Here is a 16,933-nt window from a genome sequence, read left to right on the forward strand (position 1 = left end):
CACCCAGCTCCTCACCGGCACAACTCTTCACTTCGGCTTGGAGGTGGATTGGGATTGGAGCCTCAAGGAATCTGATCGATCGTGAGGCGGGTGATGCCGGCATAGCGGTCGCCACGCGCAGTGACAAGGGGCCACTGGCGGATGCGTGCGGACCAGGCAGCTTGCCCCTCGTCGACGCCGAGGTCGGTACCCGCTGTAAGTAGGCCGACCTGCTGGGCGATCACGTCATCAAGATCGTCGACATGGAAGACCTCCATGGAACTGACGCGATCGAGCACCTTGCGGGCGGGCTCGGGCACGCTCCGCCATCCAGCGGCGAGCACGGCGGAGGGCACAACGATGGTCCCCTGATCGGCGATAGCAGCGCGAACTGCGGCCCTGGTGTAGATGCCCGCACCAGTTACGAAGTTGACGAGCGCGGTGGTATCGAAAACGTAGCCAGTGATCACGCGGCGTGACCAGCGCTACCCGCGCTACGCATCGACTCAATCAGCGCCTGCTCCTCAAGCCCCGCGGGCCCGAACAGCTCATCCATCATGCGAGCATCACGGTAGTACGCCAGCGCCTTCCGCGCCGCAGTCGCAAGGAAACCACTCACCGACTCAGCGTCACCGTCGTCGGAGAGCGCCTTGATCTCGGCATGAAGGTCATCGGGGATAGAGATATTGATCCGCACCACCACAGAATACACACTCCAGCAGATTCCAGTGTGTATCGCCGGTAAAGCCGCCGCACCTCCCTGGCCGGACTCGCCCGGCGTTGCTCCACCCGCGACCACCAGCGCGTCCACCCTCGCAATTCTTACCGACACCTCCTCGCAGCCGAGGAGTTTCCGACAACAGACACCTTCGCTCCGAATATCGGCATGCGGCATCGGTGGTCGCGGGGCCGACACGGTCGGAAATCGGCAGCCGGGTCCGATTACGAGAGCAGGCAGACCGTGCAGTCGGTTCCAGCGGCTACGCTGACTGCCGTGGAAGTAGGTTCATTGGTTCGGATAACCACGGCGGGCGTCCCCGTGTTCAGGATCGTCGAGATCGACGGCAACACAGCAATGATCGAGACCGTCGAGCTGCCCGACGGTGCGCCCGGCAAGTATCGGTGGCCGACCGAGATCACCCACCTGGTGCCGACTGCCGACGACGCCGCTGACTAGCGGAATCGTTGTCGCTCGGATCCCGAATTACCAGGACAGTTCCGCCCGCACTCTAGAATCCCATCTCGCGTGACCGATGGCCATGAGTGCTCGACACCGTCTACCGGGCGGCCAGATCGGTCGGTCGGCCCGCGCGCAGCCATATGTCGACGATAGCCCGGACATGAGACTTCGACACTACCTCTATCCGCATGACTATTACAAGATTATTTGTCACGCGCGTAAGTGCCTTCGATCCATCACTCTAGCCTGACAATTTTTCTTGTATACGTCACGACTATCGAGCTAGCTGTGTTGTCTCATGAGGTTGGTTCCACGGGCGTGAGGTCGAGGACGAGTTGCTCGGGTTCGGTGACGGGGGCCTGATGGCACGGCTGGGGGTGATCATCAGCTCTGTCGACGCCCCGGCGGGCGATTTCACGGTCAGGCCGGAACTCGACCTCAACCACGACGGCAAGCTCGACGTGAACCTCGAATTCCGTCCTGCGACAGAGGACTACCTCGATCGTGCCCTACAGCCCGGCGGATTCTACGAGATCTACGGGCCGGGGCGCGCCCTTCCCACCGTGCTCGACCAGGCCCCGAAACTGTCCAAACCCGTTCTGGTACTGCAGGGTTCCAACGATGCCAACGTCCCGGCCGCCGGGGCGGTCGCACTGGATACTGCCTTGTTCGTCATCGGAAACCGCGACCACACTCTGCACCAGTTCCCCGGCCTCGGGCATTCTCTGGGCCGTACCGCGACCGTGCTGACCGATGACTTCCAACTCATCGACCAGACGGCCCTCGACACCCTCGGCGAGTGGCTCGACGCTCACGTGCAATCCGGATAACCGCAGGCAATCCCGCACGCCCGACTGGTCCTCCCGGATCAGCGAGAGGACCTCAGGTTCCTACAGGTCGATCTCCACCCGCAACCGGTCCAACACCATCGCGACCGGCCGCTTCTCGCCGAACCGCTTCAGCTCGACGATCACCTCATCCGTGCACACCGGAACCATTCAGCCTACGGCCGGGAGTACCGTTGGCGCGCACGGCTTCTCGAAGCCAGGCCCGTCCCGAGGACCAAACGTCCCGAGAGTCCGTCCCCCGTCGCCAATGTCGCCGCTTGACCGTAGAGTCGGCGGCGGCGCGACACGGAACGGGCTCGGCAAGGCGCGCACGGCTCGGCACGGCACGGCACCGACTCACGAGGTCAGCCTGGATCATATGCCACCGTCACATGCGGGAGTTGCATGAGAATGTCCCGGACGGATCCGGGACATCTCGTCAGCAGATTGCAGTGCTTCGGTTCAGCACTGGTGGCTGTAGGTGGCGACTATGGACACGGTGGAAACGACGCTGATGGAGACGCTGGGAATGACCGTGCTCGGCGTGGGCGGCGAGGTGGCCGGGGCATCGCCGACAGCACTGGTGCCGTATTCGTCGGTGCTGGCATAAGCAGGTAGCCGGCAATCAGGTTAGCTTCCATGGTTTCGATCCTTATCTCATGATATTTCAGTTCATCAGTTCGAGAACGTTCCAGGCATATCGCCAACTACTTGGCCGAACTCATTGGCAGTTGCATGAGCGATAGCCCTGATGTGGACGCTGTGTTTGTCGCAGCGGTGCTCTTCACACCATCATTGACCTAGCAACCTGCGATGCAGGTGCCTGATAAGCACGAGAAGGGGCTGGCGGCACGGTCCGCGGCGGTAGCGACCGCCGCAGCGCCATCGGTAGCAGCGGTGCTGTATCGCGTGCAGAAAGCCCCCGTTTCCTCCGACGCCGCCCGACGCGAACCCGCCACCAGCCGCCATGGAGATGCGTTGACTCGCTTTCGAGCTGATCAGCATGGCCGTAGCGGCGTCGGGTGGGTTGTGATTAGCAGTGGCTTCCTATGGTTTGAGAGACGATCGATACCGACACGATGGTCGTTGTCGGATAGGTTCCTGGGGCGTCGCCAGTGGTCTCGGCACCGAATTCGGCGGCAGTTGTGTAGGCGAGGTAGCCGGAGATGAGGTTCGATTCCATGATTTCTACTTTCCTATGGCCGGGTTCAGCAGCGAACCCGGGATTCCTTTCGGAGCGCGGCTCGCTGCGAGCCGACGTGTTCGCGTGCCGAAGCAACTTGCGCGAAGGCATGATCGATCAAGGAGCGTTTTCCTTTCCGCAACGAGTGCGGGCCATGAATCAGGAAGCCAACGGATTGTCGACACTGCTTGCTACGCCACCGAGCCGACGGCTCCTGTATCCAGCGTCTGCTGTAATACAAGTCTCTGATACAGCCGATTGGTTTCCATCAGGTCGGCGTGGGTTCCGATGGCATGTATGCGGCCGGCGTCCATCACGATGATGGTGTCGGCTTCGATGACGGTCGACAGGCGATGCGCGATCATGATCACCGCCCGCTCCTGGGCGACGTGGGAGACCGCGTGCCGGAATCTGGTCTCTGTGTCGGAGTCCAGGTGCGCGGTGGCTTCGTCGAGGAGCAGGATCTTCGGTTTCTGCAGCAGTGTCCTGGCGATCGCGAGACGTTGCTGTTCTCCACCCGACAGTCCGGCGCCTCGGTCACCCAGCGGTGTGGCCAGCCCGTGGGGCATGTCGGCGACGACGTCGGTGAGGCCGACCAGCGCCAGGGTTTGTCCGATCTCGGTGTCGGTTGCGGTGGGTGCGGCGTAGGTGAGATTGTCGTGGATCGTGCCGCGCAGCAACGGGATATCCTGCTCGACGTATCCGACGAGCTTCCTGACTTCGTGCAGCGGCAGGTCGTTGATGTTCTGCCCGAATAGGCGGATGGCGCCGTGGGCAGGCTGGTAGAACCGCTCGAGGAGTTGCAGCAGCGTCGTTTTGCCTGCGCCCGACGGGCCGATCACGGCGACCAGCCCGGTGAGAGGCGTGATGAAGCAGACATTCTGGAGAACAGGGGCACGGTCGTAGCCGAAGGTCACGTTGTCGAACTCCACGGCGGCAGTATCGGTGCTGGCTGGCACGCTGCGCGATCTGCGGGGTCCTTGGTCTTCTTCGGGGAGTGCCGCTAATTCGGTGACCCGTTTGATGGCGGCTCGTCCTTGTTGGAGTTGACCTATCGCGAGGAACAGGGTGACAAGTGGTGTGATGAGGTAGAACAGGTACATCAGGAACGCGGTGAGGTCGGCTGCGGGCATGTGATCGGTTGCTACCCAGGCCATTCCGAGTGCGACGACCAGGGCGATGGAGATCTGTGTCCCAAGGTTCATGGTGGGGACCAGCAGCGCCATCAGCGCGCTCGTGCGTACGCCGGAGTCGCGGGCTGCGCGAGCCTGCTTGCTGATGGCCTCCTCCTCCGCCGACTCCGCGCGCGAGGCCTTGACTGTGGTCAGAGCGCCGAACACCCGGTGCAGATTGGCCGCGAACTGGCCGGTGTCGTCGCGGTTGCGGATCGCGGTCACCCGTATGTTCCGAGCGAGCAGCACACAGACCAGGCTCGATACTCCCAGCGAAATCACGGTGAGAGCGAACAGTTTCAGGTCGATCCACGCCATGAGCGCGAGGGCGCCGGTCACCGACAGGCCTGCGGTAAGTATCTGCGCCAACGACTCCGACAACGCCATTCTGGCAATTGAACTGTCGGTGACCATCCGTGCCTGCAGATCGCCGAGATCCCAGCGGCGGAACGCCGCCAGATCCGCCCGCAGCAGTCGCCCGATCAGGTAGCGGCGTATGTCGAAGACGATGTTCTCCCCCACCCGTCCGAGCAGATACGCATGCACAGCCATCAAGATGGCATCGACACTGAACAGCACTCCCACTGCGGCGATCGGAGCACCGACCGACGCGTGTGAGGCAGCCGCCGCAATCAATTCCCGGATCACCAAGGGCTGAATCAATGCCACCGCAGCACCGATCATCCCTACGGCGATGGCGACGACCAGCAGGCTTCGCTGTCGCCACGCCATACCCCACATATTCATAGGCGCGCCCCCGCTGAGCTCAGCATCCATAGCGGCAGTAGATCATTCACCGATGCGGTGGGCCATCGACAGCTGAGGGAAAGTTGAGCTCGTGTCGGCCCCTGCCGGGACGAATTCACCTGTTCGCCAAAGTTTTTCGCGAAACTTACCCGAGCCGCACGGCGGGAGGGGTTCACTCGCAATGACGTCGCCGGGCTGATCGTGCCGGATAATCGGCGCACGATCAGCCGGGCGTCGGTTGGCGCTCTCAGCCGCGCCGGGGTTGGAGAAGAGCCATCCGCCACGACATTCGGGTGCCGACATGCAGAACCGACCTCTGGTAGACGCGTGCGGCCACCATCGCGATAGCCAGGCAGAACACCAGCATGATCGCGATCGTCCCGAGGATCTGCAGAACGTCGACGCCGCCCGCGGCGATGCGGATCGGCATGAGGATCGCGGAGAACGGCGGGATCCAGCTCGCGACCGCCGCTGTCGCCGAGTCCGGCTGCGCGACCACGAATTGTGCGAGGACCAGCATGGCCACGGCGAGCAGGGTCAGCGGCATGGTGGCGGCGGTTACTTCTTCCTGCCGCGATACCAGGGAGCCGGCCGCGGCGTAGGCGACGGCGAAGAACAGATACCCGAGCACGAACCAACCGAGCCCGGAGACCAGGACTGCGATGGCTGTCCCGGGGAGTGTCAGGACCCCAAAGCCGATACCGGATCCGACGGCGACGACGCCGAGGAGCGCGGTCTGCAGCAGCCCCAGCGCACCGATGCCGAGGATTTTTCCCCAGAGCAGGTGCGCCGGCTTGATGGTTGCCAACAGGATCTCCACGATCCGGCTGGCCTTTTCCTCCACGACGCCTTGCGCCACCAGTACACCGAACAGCAGCAGTGCGCCGTACAGGACGAGCATGGTGGCATAGGCCATGCCGATGCGTTCACCGCGGTGGGGGTCGGGCGGGTCCAGGGCAATGGGGTGGACGCTGGTTGCGGCGACCTGCGTGGCCACTTCCGTCGGGTTAACGCTGTGCTGTTGCAGCGCGTGGTTCGTGGCTTGGGTGCGCACGGCGGTGTCGACCACCTGGGCGAGATCGTTGTCGAGGCCGGAGCGGGAGATCGCGGTGTAGGAGCGGCCGTCCGGAACCAGGGCGACGGCGAGGGTGCCGGCACGGACCTGGGTGCGGGCGGTCTCGATGTCGGGCAGCGGCGTGGGATGGATCGGGGTGTGGGACGCGGCGCCGGTTTCGGTCAACGGCTGTGCCAGATCTTGGGCGCTGGCAACTAGGCCGACGGCGGCGGGTGCTGGGTGGTTGACCTTGCCGGTCACGAACGACAGCACCGCTACCGCGATCACGATGACGGTGAGCACGATGGCGTTGGTAATGACGAAGGCTCGTTTGGTCATCCTGGTGCCGAATTCGCGTTGGGCGACGAGCAGGATCGTTCGGACGGCATGGTAGGTGCCGATGGTGTGGCTCATGCTGCTACCACCTCTCGGAACAGGTCGGCCAGCGGAGGGCGGCGGGTGGTGAATGAATGGACCGGCCCGGTTGTCAGTGCGGCGGCCAGGATGGCTTGGTCGTCGGCGTCGCCGGTCAGTTCGAGCAGGGTGTGCCCATGGTCGTGAGTAACCACCCGGACGCCGGGGATGCCGTCGGCCCATCCTGAGGGAGCCAGGGGTGCGGTCACTTCCACGTGGCGGCCGCTGTGGCTGCTGAGTTCGTCGAGAGTACCGAACGCGTGGATCCGTCCGGCGGCGATGATGGCGATGCGGTCGCACAGTTTCTCGACCAGTTCCAGCTGATGACTGGAGAACAGCACCGATACTCCGGCGGCCGCTTTTTCTTTCAGCACCTCGCTCATCACCTCGACGGCGATCGGGTCCAGCCCGGAGAATGGTTCGTCCAGGACCAGCACGTCGGGGTCGTGGAGGAGGGCGGCGGCCAGTTGGACTCGCTGCCGGTTTCCGAGGCTCAGGGCGTCGACGGTGTCGTCTGCGCGGGTTGCCAGGTCGAGGCGGTGCAGCCACTCGTGCGCAGCCGCGCGTGCTGTGTCGGCCGAAAGTCCGTGAAGGCGGCCGAGGTAGATCAGCTGGGCGGCGACCGGCATTTTGGGATACAGGCCGCGTTCCTCGGGCATGTATCCGATCCTGCGGCGAGTGTCGAAATCGACGGGGTGGGCGCCGATGGTCACCCGACCGGAGTCGGGGGCGGTCACGCCGAGGATGATGCGCATGGTCGTGGACTTGCCGGCGCCGTTGCCGCCGACGAAGCCGACGAGTTCGCCGGCGCGGACTTCAAGGCTGATGTCGTCGAGTGCGGTCACGCCGTTATAACGTTTGCTGACGTGGTCGACCTTCAGGGTCGCCGGCGCCGGCATCAGAGTGCTCCGATCGTGACCGCGACCGTGGCCACGATCGTCACTGCAGCGGCGGTCTGTTCGTCCTCGATGGAGCCATTTGCCGTGCAGTCGTTTTCGGACTGCTCAAGGTGGTCGGCGATGATCGGCGTCTGATCGTCGTGGCCGGTGTGGTGCTGGAACATGTCGTCCCCTCCCTCGTCGATGCGCAGATCATCTCCGACGCTGCGCGTCTTGAACCAACGGAACTACTTGCCATGATGGAAAGAAGTTGCCATGATGGTATGCATGGATCCGAGAGAGGCGCAAGAGCAGTTGGAAAACGCCAGAGCCGCCTACCGTGATGCGGTCCTGCCGCGGCTGCCGACGCATATCGTGGTGACCTGCAGCGTGTTGACCGGAGCCGCGGTGGCGTTGAGCGGGCAGTACTCCCCCAACGGCGTGATCCGATCGCTGTTTCTGGTCGGGGCCGTGGCCCTGGCCGCGGCGTCGGCGGGACTGTTCTTCTGGTCTCGTCGGCGACGCGGGCTGACCGGGTTGCGTGGTTCGGCTCGCGATTCGCTCGGCGCTCATTTGATCTCTGCGGCGGCGATGTTCGTGGCCGCGGTGAGCGCGACAGCCGAAATGCGTTGGTTCTACGTCGGTCTGGGGATCGCGCTGGGGATCGCGGTGGCAGTCATGCTGCGCAGATGGCGATGACGGCGAAATTGGATCCGGCGCTGCAATCGTCTCTCCGCATCCAGCTGGTCAGCTACCTGTCCGGATGTGAGCGAGCCGAATTCCAGGTCGTGCAGGACTACTGCGGGCTGACACCGTCGAATCTATCCAAGCAGGCCACGGTTCTATCGGAGTTGGGATACGTCCAGATCCACAAGGGGTACGTGGGCAAGAGGCCGCGGACGTGGTTGGCGTTGACCACGGACGGGCGCACTGCCCTACAGTCCCACCTGGCGGCGTTGCAGCAGATCGCCGCGGCCGCGGCAACGGCGGCAGCGCGGCCGGATGAGCGATGACGTGGATCCGGGAGGAATGCACGTCTCGCCGTCCGGCCGCGCTTAGGTTGTCAGCACCCGGTGTGCAGGGTGTATGACGTGGTCGCTCAGGTGGTGATCATGACTCGTTGGTCGTGGCATATGCTAGGTAACCAGCGATGAGATCAGCTTCCACGATGTGGCGACCTGTTTTCCGAGCGTGAATCAGCAGCCGAAGTGGGCGGTGGCAGCAACGCTGGCACTAACGGACGCACCGGAGGTGGCCACAGTGATGGTGACGGACACCGACGGGGTGGATGCCATGACCTCACCCGAGGCGCCCGCACCGTACTCGTCGGCGGTGGCGTAGGCCAGATAGCCAGCGATCAAATTGGATTCCATGATTGAACCTCTCTTCGTTTATCGGATCAGCATCCGACGCCGTTGGTGATGCTGTAACTGAGCGAGGCCGATGCCGTGGCGACGGTCACCGTCGTCGGCGAGGTAGCGGGCGCCTCAGTCGTGGCATGGGCCCCGAACTCGACAGCAGTCGTGTAGGCGAGGTAGCCAGCAATGAGATTTTCCTCCATGATTTATTCACCTCCTTTCTCGATGTAGATTGGGAAGAACAACTATGGGCGACTGACGCTGATTATCGAAGTGATGACAGACTGCAGTGGATTGCCTTCAGCCTGCGCACCGTATTCGTCAGCAGTCGCGTACGCCAAATAACCGGCAACGAGATCGGACGCCATAATTTCCGACACCTTTCGTGAACGGACGGGTCAGCAAGAATAGTGGAAGGTGGCGGATGCGCTGTTTATCGACACAAGACCGACGATGGATGCTTGGTGTTGAAGCGAATCATCGTCGATTCGAAGGCAAGTACATCACGAGATGGCCAGGCGGGCGATCGGAGAAGCGACGAAAGTTGGACGGAGATCGCAGGTGACGTGGACTTTCAGGCGATGAAGATCAACCTTTAGGAATTTTTTTATCGGAGGTGTGGCCGCCGTCGTATTGCTCGCGATGCCAGATGCGCGTCGGCCAGGCGACTTCAGCGTCCTCACTTGCCGGTCCAGTTCGCGCAAGCGACGTTGGGTGTCCGGGTCCTTTCTGACCCGGGGCGAACCCGTTCACTCCGGCTTGAGTTTCGGCACCTGGGGTGTCGACGAGATCGTCCAGCAGTTCGGTCGGCATGCGCGCGTAACCCGGTGTAGTGGTCCGGGACGTAGGTCAGGATCACGGCGGATGCCGAGCCAGGCCTCGATTGGGATGCGGATCGACAGGCGCTGGTGTCACCGCCGAGACCGTTGCCGCCGGACAAACGTGCAGCTGTCGCCCTGCAGGAGCATCTGACCACCTGCTGGAGATCGCGAGCCACGCCGCAGCCGCGGCAGCAGACCAGTCGCGATGAGCGGACGGCACACCCGAGGCCGGGCCAACCCGCCTCGTCAACCGGGTGGGGCTGACCTCGGGTGTCCGGATCAGCAGCCGGTGTGCAGCGTGTACGATCCGGTAGCGCAGGTCGTGGTCATGACATTGGTGATGGTCGAGGCCGGAGCGTCACCCGCGGCGCTGGTGCCGAACTCGTCAGCGGTGGTGTACGCCAGGTAGCCAGCGATCAGATTGGATTCCATCACAGTTCCTTTTGGTCTGTCGAAATGATTCTCGCGAATCGTCGGTTCGCGCAGCCAGTACACCACGGGAGACGTTCGCCCGTGATGCCGCTGCCGGGGAAAGTTGCTCCCGCATCCCGGCTGAGCTGGCCGGACTCTCGGCCAGTAGCAACGTTTCGTGGAATATTTTATCGGTGGAGCGTTCGGCGGCGAAATTCTCTCAGTGCGAGGTGGGCATCCGCCAGGGCCAATTTGAGGGATCTGATCTGTCCGTGCAGTTCACGAAGGCGACGTTCGGCCTCGGCATCCTTTCGTGCGGGCGAGAAACTGCGGACGCCTGCTTCGATGAATTGCTTGCGCCAATTCACGACCGCTTGTGTCGAGACCTCGACGTCCCGGGCGGCGTCGGCCAGGGTCCGGCTTCCCCCGATTACTTGCAGTACGAGTTTTCCTTTTTCTTCTGCGGTCAGTGCTGGTTTTCTCGGCATGGGTGTGGTTACGGTCGTGTAGGGTCCGTGGGTACCGTTCTGTCCGGGTCGTCCAACAGTTCTGTGATTATGGCGGCGTAGGTGTCCAGGGCGGTGTGCCAGCCGACGTAGGCGGCGAAGTCGTGGGCGTGGGTGGCCACCCGGACGACGGCGCCGGTGGCTACAGCGGATCGGTCGACTGCCGGTCCGTAGCCGTCGAGCAGAGCGGTGACGGCCGCGTCCACTCCGGCGACGTGGACAGCGTTGCCCGCGTTCTGCGCGTAGTAGCGGAACTCGACCAGTTCACCGAGCAGGCAGGCCAGGTCGACCTCGGCCGCCCCCAGCGCTACCTCAAGGCCGGACAATACCGCGATGCGGGGAAACGCTGTCGGGTCATCGGCCAGCACGAGACTGCCCGTGGAGGGCCATCCGTGCAGCACCACCGGGGTCCTCTGCTGGTGCAGCATGCGGTCGGTCATGTCGAGGAGGGTCTGCCAACGCCGTGGCCCGAGGTGTCGACGCAGTTTGAAGTGCCATGCGGCACCCGCGCGGGGTGCCTGGCCGCTGCGCAGCCAGTCCAGGAACCGGCGTGGCCAGCGGGGCTCCGGGTAGACACCTGCCAGGCTGGGTTCGACGGGCAGCCGGTGCAGTCGTGCCAGGCCTCGTCCGGCCGCGAGCAGGTCGGTGTGCAGCAGTTGCGGTTCGCGGGTTCCGGCCAGCATGTGTGCGGCGAGGGTGCGCGCGCCGGGCACCGACCACGCCGCGTGATCGGCGGTGCTGTGTGTCGGTGTGTGGAAGGCGAAGTCGGTGTCCGAGACGCTGGCGGCGCGGCGTCGGAAGTCCGGATGTGGTGGTGGGTAGCGGTCGGTGCGGTTGAGTCCCGGGCGGCGGGTCCATCGCACTGTTCCGTCGGGTGTGCGGGCGATTTCGGTGAGTTGGTAGCCGCTGCTGAAGGTCTCGATGACCTGGGCGGCCTCGGCGTTCTCGGTGTCGTTGGCGTGGCTGACGGTCACGGTGTGTTGTCCCCCCATTGACGTAGTTGTTCCAGTGCGTGCAGGGCGTCGGTGAGCTGTGCCGGGGTGCCGATTCCGGTCTCGCCGGTGGAGATCGAGGTACCGTAGGTCGGCGGTAGCACGGTGATGTTGTCGCGGGCACTGAGTTCCAGGACGTGGCGCCGGTAGGCCGGATTCAGGTGTCCGTGCGGGGGCAGCGACGGGCAGACCACGATCGGCGCCATCGTGCACTGCAATGCCAGCAGTGCCGGTGTGTCGGCCAGACCGAGGGCGAGACGGCCCATGAAGTGCATGGTGGCCGGGTGCACGAGGATGGTGTCGGGCCATTGGGCCAGCTCGACGTGCAGTGCGGAGCTGGGCTGGTCGGGCCATTCGTCGAGAAGTCCGGGCGTTCCACCGGCGGCGACCGCGGCGATGGTGGGTGTGACGAACCGGGTCGCCGCGCGGGTCAGGATGTGACGGACTTGCAGGTCGGGGTAGCCGGCGCGCAGCCATGTCAGCCAGCTCGGCAAGAACATCGCCTGCACGCCCCCAGTCACCACGTACAACAGGCGCCGTCCCCGGAAATCCGGCGCGGCGGCAGCCGGCTCGAGCTGTGGCCCGGTCACGGGCACACCACCCGTACTGCCGCTGTATCGGGTGAATCGATGCAGCGACACCACCGATCACCTGCTGGTTCGGGTGGAGGTGACGGGTAGAAGAGGCCGGGGGTGCCGATGCCGGTCGGTCGGCGGTGCGTGGTCATGGTTTGTCCTGTTCGGCGGCCGACATGATCGCGGACAGGTCGGCGAGCGCGGCACCGGTGCCGTGGGTCAGTTGCACGCCGAACACGTTGACGATGACGTCGGTGACGCCCGCCTGGTGGTAGCGGTGAATTTCGGCGGCGACATCGTCGGCCGAGCCGGTGACGAACACGCCGGCGTCCAGCAGGGCCTGCGCTCCGGCGCGGGGGTCGGAGCGGTGCACGTCGAGTCCGGCCTGGCGCAGCATGTCGGTGTAGTGCGGGGCCGACAGATGCCGACCGGCGGAATGGAACGCCATCTCGGCCAGGTCGCGGCCGGGTGCGGCGAGCGCGCAGTGCACGACGGCGGCCACGCGGGGCACCGGTCGTCCAGCGTCGTCGGCGGCGGCGGTCATCGCCGGCAGCAGGGTGTCGCGGATGTAGGTGGCCGGGGTCAGCCAAGTGATGGCCCAGTCGGCGTGGCGTCCGGCGAGCTCGGCCATGCCGGTCCGCAGAACACCCAACCCGATCTCGACCGGCGGCCGGTCCAGCGGCGGCAGTTCCATTCCGGCGCAGGCCCATTCGCCGTCGGTGATGTCGAGGACCTCCTCGGTGAGCAGTGCGCGCATGATCGTCAGGTACTGCTCCATCGCCGCGAGTGCCGACGGGTAGGGCGCACCGCGGGTGACGCGTTGGAAGATCTTCGCCCCGGGCCCGTATCCGCTGATGTAGGTGGTGCCCGACAGCGCGGCGACCGAGCGGGCGTGCACGACCGCGTGCGCGGGGTGCAGCAGCGGCGTCAGCGTGACCGAGGATCCGAACTGCAGTCCGAGACCGGAGGCGGCTAGCGCGGCGAAGATCTGATGGGTTTCGATGTTCAGCGATTGTCCGCACCACAGTCGTTGTGACCGGGTGCGTGCCGCCAGTCGCGCATACGGCAGTGTCGAGCCGAGATCGATCGGCTGCAGCGGCATCAGTGTGCTGATGGTGGCCTCGGACGAGGACGACGGGTTGCCCCCCATGACGTGCCTTTCTCGTGCGGGTGGTGACGTTGGGTGTGGCTGGGGCCGGCTACCGGCCCCAGCGGTGTTCGGTGTCGTCTGCGCCGCAGACGACCCCTCCGACCAGCTGCGGTGTGAACGATTCGGCGGCCACCCGGACCTGGGCCGGCGACAGTTGCGCGGCGAGCTGAGGAAGGTCCGACACCGCGGTCAACGGCTGCGCGCTGATCAGATACGACAGCAGGCAACTCGCCCGTGAGGACTGTGCGCCCAGGACCAGGGTGTGCATGCCGGCGATGTATCCAGCCGCGGCCCGCAGTTCGCGGTCGGTGGGGCCGGTGCGGGCCATGTCGGTGAGGATGGCCGCGATCAGCTGCAGCGCCTGGCCGGCATGGGCGGGGTTCACATCGGCGTCGAGGGTGAGCACGGTGTGGCCCAGGTGGGTGTCGAGTCTGGTGGCGATCTGGTAGGCGAGCCCGTGGTCTTCGCGCACCTGGCGGGTCAGCCGGGAGGCGAAGTTGCCGCCGAGGACGAGGCTGGCCACCGTCGCCGCGGCGAAGGCTTCGAGGTCGTCCCCGGACGTGGCGTCGGCGGCCAGGCGGATGTGGGTTTGCTGCCAGTGCGGATAGGCGATGGTGCGCAGGCCCGGTGAGCCGGACGGTGCCGGCCGCTGTTGTGGATCGGTGGCCGGGCCGCGCGCCCACTGCCCCAGGTCGGCGCGGACCGCGTCGAGGACCGCGTCTTCGTCGACGTCGCCGACCACGAGCAGATGAGCGCGCTCGGGGGTCACCTGGCGGTGGTGGATCGCGGTGACGGCGGTGGTGGTGACGGCGTCCAGGGTGGCCGGTGCCGGTGCCGCTTGCAGGACGATCGGCAGGTGACCGTAGCGGGCGATCCAGCGATCCTGCTGCGACCGGGCTGCGGGTGTGGCTTCGATCAGGGTCGCCTGGTGTCGGCAGCGGGCCCGGGCGCGGTCGATTCCCGCGTCGGTGTAGCTGCCGTGCACGATCGCGGCCAGTGTTGCGGTGAGCAGCCGGAGCAGGTGGGCGCGAGCGGTCAACGACACGATCAGCCAGTCGCGTTGCCGGTCGATGCCGACCGATCCGCCGGCCTGCTCGAACGCCCGGCTCGCGTCGGTGTCGGGCCAGTAGGCCGACATGACGTCGATGGCGGCGAGCTGGTCGGCGGTGTCGAGGGTGACCGGAATCGCCAAGCACGCCTGGATCATCGGCACCGTGGGCAGCGACGACACGATCAGCGACAGCCCGTTGCCGAGGCGCTCTGTGACGTGGTCGGGCAGGGGCACGGCCGGGTGTGTGATCATGCTGGGGCTCCCGGCACGAGTGTGAGGTGGGCGCGGCCGGTGGGCGCGAGCAGCCGCTCGGCCGCGGCCCTCACTGCCGGCTCGGACATCTGCTCGATCTCGGTGAGGAACCGTCCGGTGAGTGCGGGGTCGTCGAACAGCAGAACACCGCGCGCCAGCATCCGTGCTCGATAGGCGAGGGAATCCAGGTTCAGGTACAGGTCGCTGGTCATGGCGGCGACCGCCCGCTCGATCTCGCCGGCGGGTATCGCACCGGTAGCCACCTCGGTGAGGGTGTCGAAAACGATTGCCCGGCAGGCGTCTTCGTCTCCCGCGGTGTGGTGTAAGACGAGCACGAAGGTGTCCGGATCGGTCGACATGAGCGGCCCGAACAGGCCGGGTGAGGTGTCGGCCCGGGCGTTGCGCGCCGCGAGTGCCCGGGTGAGGCGGCCGTGGGCGCCGCCGGTGAGCAACCGGGTCAGGACGACGTAGCCCGCGTAGGCGGTCAGGTCGCGGCCCGGGTCGGGAAGCGTCCAACCCATCGCGAAGGCGGGATGCGGTGCGAGGGGGTCGCTGTGTACGGCGAACTGTTCTGCGCGTGGCGATTCCGTCAAGGCCGGCACCGCCGGTGAGGGGCGGGCGGGGAGGTGTTCGAAGTGTGCACGGATGGCGCGCAGTGTGCTGTGTGGGTCGCGGTCGGCACAGACTGCGACCACCGCTTGTCCGGGGGCGTATCGCGCCTGGTAGTAGTCCCGGCAGTCGGCGAGGGTCACCCGATCCAGGTCGGTGAAGTCACCGAACCCGTTGTGGCCGTTGGCCCACCGCTGATACAGCACCGCCGGGAGCACGGTCCACGGGAACCCTCCGTAGGGTTTGCCGTGCACCCGCAGCCGGATCTCTTCTTTGACCACCTCGCGCTGGCGGTCGAGATTGTCCCGGCTCAGCCGCAGATGCGCCATCCGGTCGGCTTCGAGCGCGAGGATCCTGTCGAGCAACCCCACCGGTGCCATCTGGTGGTAGTCGGCGACGTCGGGGAAAGTGTTGCCGTTGACCGCGCCCCCGACCGCGAGCAGCTCTTCGAAGTGCCCACCCGGTGGCACCGATGCGGAACCCTGGAACATCATGTGCTCGAAAAGATGAGCCAACCCTGCCCGGTTCGGCGGGTCGGTACGGAAACCGGCCCGATATTGAACGACAACAGCGCACCCTTGGGTGCCTTTCACCTGTGCTGCCGTGATACATAGCCCATTGGGGAGGCGATCGATCTCCCCCGAATCAACCCCTGACACAGCAACGAAGTAAACCCGACATTCTGCGCAACATCAACCCGCAGCACTTCATTGTGCGTTCAACCAAATCTTCCAGTTAGCGTTACCTTCGGTTTCAGTTGTCACCGAACGGTCGACTACACACTCTCGTGTCATAAAGTTTCAGACGAAACTTTATGACAGATGGTCATCGGACCAGCTCGCGGACCCGACGCATTCAACTTTCGCGGTCCCGCACAGTCGCATCCGAGCTGATAACCGTGATGTAGTGAGCCGGGGGTCACGCCGATCGTTTTTCCACTCGCCGATCCGGTCGAAAGCGTAAAAATAGGGGGATAACACCGTGACAGTCGACTACGTCAGTTCCGCAGAGTCACAGCCGATGGTCGACCGGCACGAGAACGTCGGTCTGGATCGAACGCGATGCGAGAACGCAGCAGCCGTCAGTCATCGCGTACTCGATACCTGCTCTTCGTCGATTTCGGGAGGAGTCGTGGAGATACGTCCCCATTGCCGGATATCCGATGCGCGGCGGGGCGATCGAATTCGCGGCGAACGTCATCGACGGCACCCACCATCCCCTGCTTGTCAGCGTGACCGTGTGGGTGGCCGACGCCGCCTACATCTTGTACCACCCATTGCCGAGTGAGATCAAGAAGGGCATCGATCACTATGGAAGTCGATCTGGTCGCCGGATACCTTGCCTACGCCACGACCAGCGAGTTCGGCGCTGCGGGGGCCGCCGACACCCCTATCCCCGGGGTCAGCCCGGTATCGGTCACCCCCACGATTCGAACACTGCCGGTGCAGTGCTGATTCGAATTCGAACGAGAGGACACATTCATGGCGATCGAGCTGATCTCCGGTTACCGCACCTATATCGCCTCAGGCGAACTGGAAGTGAACGGTTCCCACGCAGCGCTCGGCTATACCCCTATTCCACCGAGCGCCATCAGCTTCCAGTCGTACACCGGCGGCTCGTACGCCGCCGAATAGCGGCGAGTAAATCTCGACCATCTGATCTCGTCTCCCACACGCACGCGATAGAAGTCACAGGATAATTGACTCGATATGACTCAGTCGGACACACGGAAACAAACCTCCTACCATTCGGTCGATCTCGGTGAGGCACCGCA

At 64.8% G+C, this 16,933-nt stretch carries 23 protein-coding genes; 6 read left to right on the forward strand and 17 right to left on the reverse strand.

Annotation, left to right across the window (positions count from 1 at the left end; translation table 11 throughout):
* Positions 1-62 precede the first annotated feature (62 nt).
* Both ACIA76_RS35820 and ACIA76_RS35825 read right to left on the reverse strand, forming a co-directional pair.
* Entirely contained in the window at positions 63-449 is a 387-nt protein-coding gene (locus tag ACIA76_RS35820) for a hypothetical protein (protein WP_397158577.1), read from the reverse strand.
* The gene (locus ACIA76_RS35825; RefSeq protein ID WP_397158578.1) at positions 446-790 is read right to left on the reverse strand and encodes a ribbon-helix-helix domain-containing protein; all 345 of its coding nucleotides are present in this window, start codon (positions 788-790) and stop codon (positions 446-448) included. Before ACIA76_RS35825 ends, ACIA76_RS35820 begins: the two co-directional genes overlap by 4 nt.
* A gap of 183 nt (positions 791-973) precedes the next feature.
* Between ACIA76_RS35825 and ACIA76_RS35830 the strand changes: the two genes are divergently transcribed.
* Both ACIA76_RS35830 and ACIA76_RS35835 read left to right on the forward strand, forming a co-directional pair.
* Positions 974-1,156 (forward strand): hypothetical protein, encoded by a 183-nt coding sequence (locus tag ACIA76_RS35830; protein WP_397158580.1) that lies wholly within the window; start codon positions 974-976, stop codon positions 1,154-1,156.
* Positions 1,157-1,521: 365 nt separating this feature from the next.
* Positions 1,522-1,989, forward strand: coding sequence for an alpha/beta hydrolase family protein (locus ACIA76_RS35835; RefSeq protein WP_397158581.1), 468 nt, complete (start codon positions 1,522-1,524; stop codon positions 1,987-1,989).
* A gap of 1,030 nt (positions 1,990-3,019) precedes the next feature.
* Here the strand turns inward: ACIA76_RS35835 and ACIA76_RS35840 are convergent.
* From ACIA76_RS35840 to ACIA76_RS35860, 5 genes are all read right to left on the reverse strand, one after another.
* A complete protein-coding gene (locus ACIA76_RS35840) occupies positions 3,020-3,169 on the reverse strand; it encodes an LxmA leader domain family RiPP (RefSeq protein WP_397158583.1) in 150 nt (49 codons plus the stop codon).
* A gap of 191 nt (positions 3,170-3,360) precedes the next feature.
* Complete coding sequence (locus ACIA76_RS35845; RefSeq protein ID WP_397158585.1) at positions 3,361-5,118, reverse strand: ABC transporter ATP-binding protein; 1,758 nt, start codon at positions 5,116-5,118, stop codon at positions 3,361-3,363.
* Between the two features lie 217 nt (positions 5,119-5,335).
* A complete protein-coding gene (locus tag ACIA76_RS35850; protein ID WP_397158587.1) occupies positions 5,336-6,445 on the reverse strand; it encodes an ABC transporter permease in 1,110 nt (369 codons plus the stop codon).
* Positions 6,446-6,552: 107 nt separating this feature from the next.
* Positions 6,553-7,455 carry an ABC transporter ATP-binding protein gene (locus tag ACIA76_RS35855; RefSeq protein WP_397158589.1) on the reverse strand — a complete coding sequence of 301 codons (903 nt, stop codon included), beginning with the start codon at positions 7,453-7,455 and terminating at the stop codon, positions 6,553-6,555.
* A complete protein-coding gene (locus ACIA76_RS35860) occupies positions 7,455-7,619 on the reverse strand; it encodes a hypothetical protein (protein ID WP_397158591.1) in 165 nt (54 codons plus the stop codon). The genes ACIA76_RS35855 and ACIA76_RS35860 overlap by 1 nt, the downstream gene beginning before the upstream one ends.
* Positions 7,620-7,722: 103 nt before the next feature.
* Between ACIA76_RS35860 and ACIA76_RS35865 the strand changes: the two genes are divergently transcribed.
* Positions 7,723-8,133, forward strand: a complete 411-nt coding sequence (locus ACIA76_RS35865) for a hypothetical protein (RefSeq protein ID WP_397158592.1) — start codon at positions 7,723-7,725, stop codon at positions 8,131-8,133.
* Positions 8,130-8,447 (forward strand): transcriptional regulator, encoded by a 318-nt coding sequence (locus ACIA76_RS35870; RefSeq protein ID WP_397158594.1) that lies wholly within the window; start codon positions 8,130-8,132, stop codon positions 8,445-8,447. Before ACIA76_RS35865 ends, ACIA76_RS35870 begins: the two co-directional genes overlap by 4 nt.
* Before the next feature lie 183 nt (positions 8,448-8,630).
* On the opposite strand, the gene ACIA76_RS35875 is transcribed toward ACIA76_RS35870, so the two are convergent.
* The 10 genes from ACIA76_RS35875 to ACIA76_RS35920 all read right to left on the reverse strand — a co-directional run bounded on the left by ACIA76_RS35875 (position 8,631) and on the right by ACIA76_RS35920 (position 15,818).
* Positions 8,631-8,807 carry a hypothetical protein gene (locus ACIA76_RS35875; RefSeq protein ID WP_397158596.1) on the reverse strand — a complete coding sequence of 59 codons (177 nt, stop codon included), beginning with the start codon at positions 8,805-8,807 and terminating at the stop codon, positions 8,631-8,633.
* A gap of 26 nt (positions 8,808-8,833) precedes the next feature.
* Complete coding sequence (locus ACIA76_RS35880; protein WP_397158598.1) at positions 8,834-8,995, reverse strand: LxmA leader domain family RiPP; 162 nt, start codon at positions 8,993-8,995, stop codon at positions 8,834-8,836.
* A 385-nt stretch (positions 8,996-9,380) separates the two neighbouring features.
* Positions 9,381-9,605, reverse strand: a complete 225-nt coding sequence (locus ACIA76_RS35885; protein WP_397158600.1) for a hypothetical protein — start codon at positions 9,603-9,605, stop codon at positions 9,381-9,383.
* A 287-nt stretch (positions 9,606-9,892) separates the two neighbouring features.
* Positions 9,893-10,045, reverse strand: a complete 153-nt coding sequence (locus tag ACIA76_RS35890; protein ID WP_397158602.1) for an LxmA leader domain family RiPP — start codon at positions 10,043-10,045, stop codon at positions 9,893-9,895.
* A gap of 167 nt (positions 10,046-10,212) precedes the next feature.
* The gene (locus ACIA76_RS35895) at positions 10,213-10,512 is read right to left on the reverse strand and encodes a transposase (RefSeq protein ID WP_397158604.1); all 300 of its coding nucleotides are present in this window, start codon (positions 10,510-10,512) and stop codon (positions 10,213-10,215) included.
* Positions 10,513-10,520: 8 nt separating this feature from the next.
* Positions 10,521-11,504, reverse strand: a complete 984-nt coding sequence (locus ACIA76_RS35900; RefSeq protein WP_397158606.1) for a hypothetical protein — start codon at positions 11,502-11,504, stop codon at positions 10,521-10,523.
* Positions 11,501-12,163: a flavoprotein gene (locus ACIA76_RS35905; protein ID WP_397158608.1), complete on the reverse strand. Its 663-nt coding sequence runs from the start codon at positions 12,161-12,163 to the stop codon at positions 11,501-11,503. The genes ACIA76_RS35900 and ACIA76_RS35905 overlap by 4 nt, the downstream gene beginning before the upstream one ends.
* Positions 12,164-12,245: 82 nt before the next feature.
* The gene (locus tag ACIA76_RS35910; RefSeq protein ID WP_397158610.1) at positions 12,246-13,247 is read right to left on the reverse strand and encodes an LLM class flavin-dependent oxidoreductase; all 1,002 of its coding nucleotides are present in this window, start codon (positions 13,245-13,247) and stop codon (positions 12,246-12,248) included.
* A gap of 49 nt (positions 13,248-13,296) precedes the next feature.
* On the reverse strand, positions 13,297-14,550 hold the full coding sequence (locus ACIA76_RS35915) for a M16 family metallopeptidase (RefSeq protein WP_397158612.1): 1,254 nt from the start codon (positions 14,548-14,550) through the stop codon (positions 13,297-13,299).
* Positions 14,547-15,818: a M16 family metallopeptidase gene (locus ACIA76_RS35920; protein ID WP_397158614.1), complete on the reverse strand. Its 1,272-nt coding sequence runs from the start codon at positions 15,816-15,818 to the stop codon at positions 14,547-14,549. Before ACIA76_RS35920 ends, ACIA76_RS35915 begins: the two co-directional genes overlap by 4 nt.
* 651 nt (positions 15,819-16,469) lie before the next feature.
* On the opposite strand from ACIA76_RS35920, the gene ACIA76_RS35925 reads away from it, so the two are divergent.
* Both ACIA76_RS35925 and ACIA76_RS35930 read left to right on the forward strand, forming a co-directional pair.
* Positions 16,470-16,613, forward strand: a complete 144-nt coding sequence (locus ACIA76_RS35925) for a hypothetical protein (RefSeq protein WP_397158616.1) — start codon at positions 16,470-16,472, stop codon at positions 16,611-16,613.
* A 27-nt stretch (positions 16,614-16,640) separates the two neighbouring features.
* Positions 16,641-16,793 carry a hypothetical protein gene (locus ACIA76_RS35930; protein ID WP_397158618.1) on the forward strand — a complete coding sequence of 51 codons (153 nt, stop codon included), beginning with the start codon at positions 16,641-16,643 and terminating at the stop codon, positions 16,791-16,793.
* Positions 16,794-16,933: the final 140 nt, after the last annotated feature.

Origin of the sequence: Nocardia sp. NPDC051570, assembly GCF_044454005.1 — a bacterium.
Lineage (GTDB): Bacteria > Actinomycetota > Actinomycetes > Mycobacteriales > Mycobacteriaceae > Nocardia.

Excerpts from the sequence above, each read along its gene's own strand:
- ACIA76_RS35835 (WP_397158581.1), top strand. The coding sequence starts at position 1,522 with ATGGCACGGCTGGGGGTGATCATCAGCTCTGTCGACGCCCCGGCGGGC.
- ACIA76_RS35840 (WP_397158583.1), bottom strand. The coding sequence starts at position 3,169 with ATGGAATCGAACCTCATCTCCGGCTACCTCGCCTACACAACTGCCGCC.
- ACIA76_RS35845 (WP_397158585.1), bottom strand. The coding sequence starts at position 5,118 with ATGGATGCTGAGCTCAGCGGGGGCGCGCCTATGAATATGTGGGGTATG.
- ACIA76_RS35855 (WP_397158589.1), bottom strand. The coding sequence starts at position 7,455 with ATGCCGGCGCCGGCGACCCTGAAGGTCGACCACGTCAGCAAACGTTAT.
- ACIA76_RS35860 (WP_397158591.1), bottom strand. The coding sequence starts at position 7,619 with ATGTTCCAGCACCACACCGGCCACGACGATCAGACGCCGATCATCGCC.
- ACIA76_RS35865 (WP_397158592.1), top strand. The coding sequence starts at position 7,723 with ATGGATCCGAGAGAGGCGCAAGAGCAGTTGGAAAACGCCAGAGCCGCC.
- ACIA76_RS35870 (WP_397158594.1), top strand. The coding sequence starts at position 8,130 with ATGACGGCGAAATTGGATCCGGCGCTGCAATCGTCTCTCCGCATCCAG.
- ACIA76_RS35875 (WP_397158596.1), bottom strand. The coding sequence starts at position 8,807 with ATGGAATCCAATTTGATCGCTGGCTATCTGGCCTACGCCACCGCCGAC.
- ACIA76_RS35880 (WP_397158598.1), bottom strand. The coding sequence starts at position 8,995 with ATGGAGGAAAATCTCATTGCTGGCTACCTCGCCTACACGACTGCTGTC.
- ACIA76_RS35885 (WP_397158600.1), bottom strand. The coding sequence starts at position 9,605 with ATGCCGACCGAACTGCTGGACGATCTCGTCGACACCCCAGGTGCCGAA.
- ACIA76_RS35890 (WP_397158602.1), bottom strand. The coding sequence starts at position 10,045 with ATGGAATCCAATCTGATCGCTGGCTACCTGGCGTACACCACCGCTGAC.
- ACIA76_RS35895 (WP_397158604.1), bottom strand. The coding sequence starts at position 10,512 with ATGCCGAGAAAACCAGCACTGACCGCAGAAGAAAAAGGAAAACTCGTA.
- ACIA76_RS35910 (WP_397158610.1), bottom strand. The coding sequence starts at position 13,247 with ATGGGGGGCAACCCGTCGTCCTCGTCCGAGGCCACCATCAGCACACTG.
- ACIA76_RS35915 (WP_397158612.1), bottom strand. The coding sequence starts at position 14,550 with ATGATCACACACCCGGCCGTGCCCCTGCCCGACCACGTCACAGAGCGC.
- ACIA76_RS35925 (WP_397158616.1), top strand. The coding sequence starts at position 16,470 with ATGGAAGTCGATCTGGTCGCCGGATACCTTGCCTACGCCACGACCAGC.
- ACIA76_RS35930 (WP_397158618.1), top strand. The coding sequence starts at position 16,641 with ATGGCGATCGAGCTGATCTCCGGTTACCGCACCTATATCGCCTCAGGC.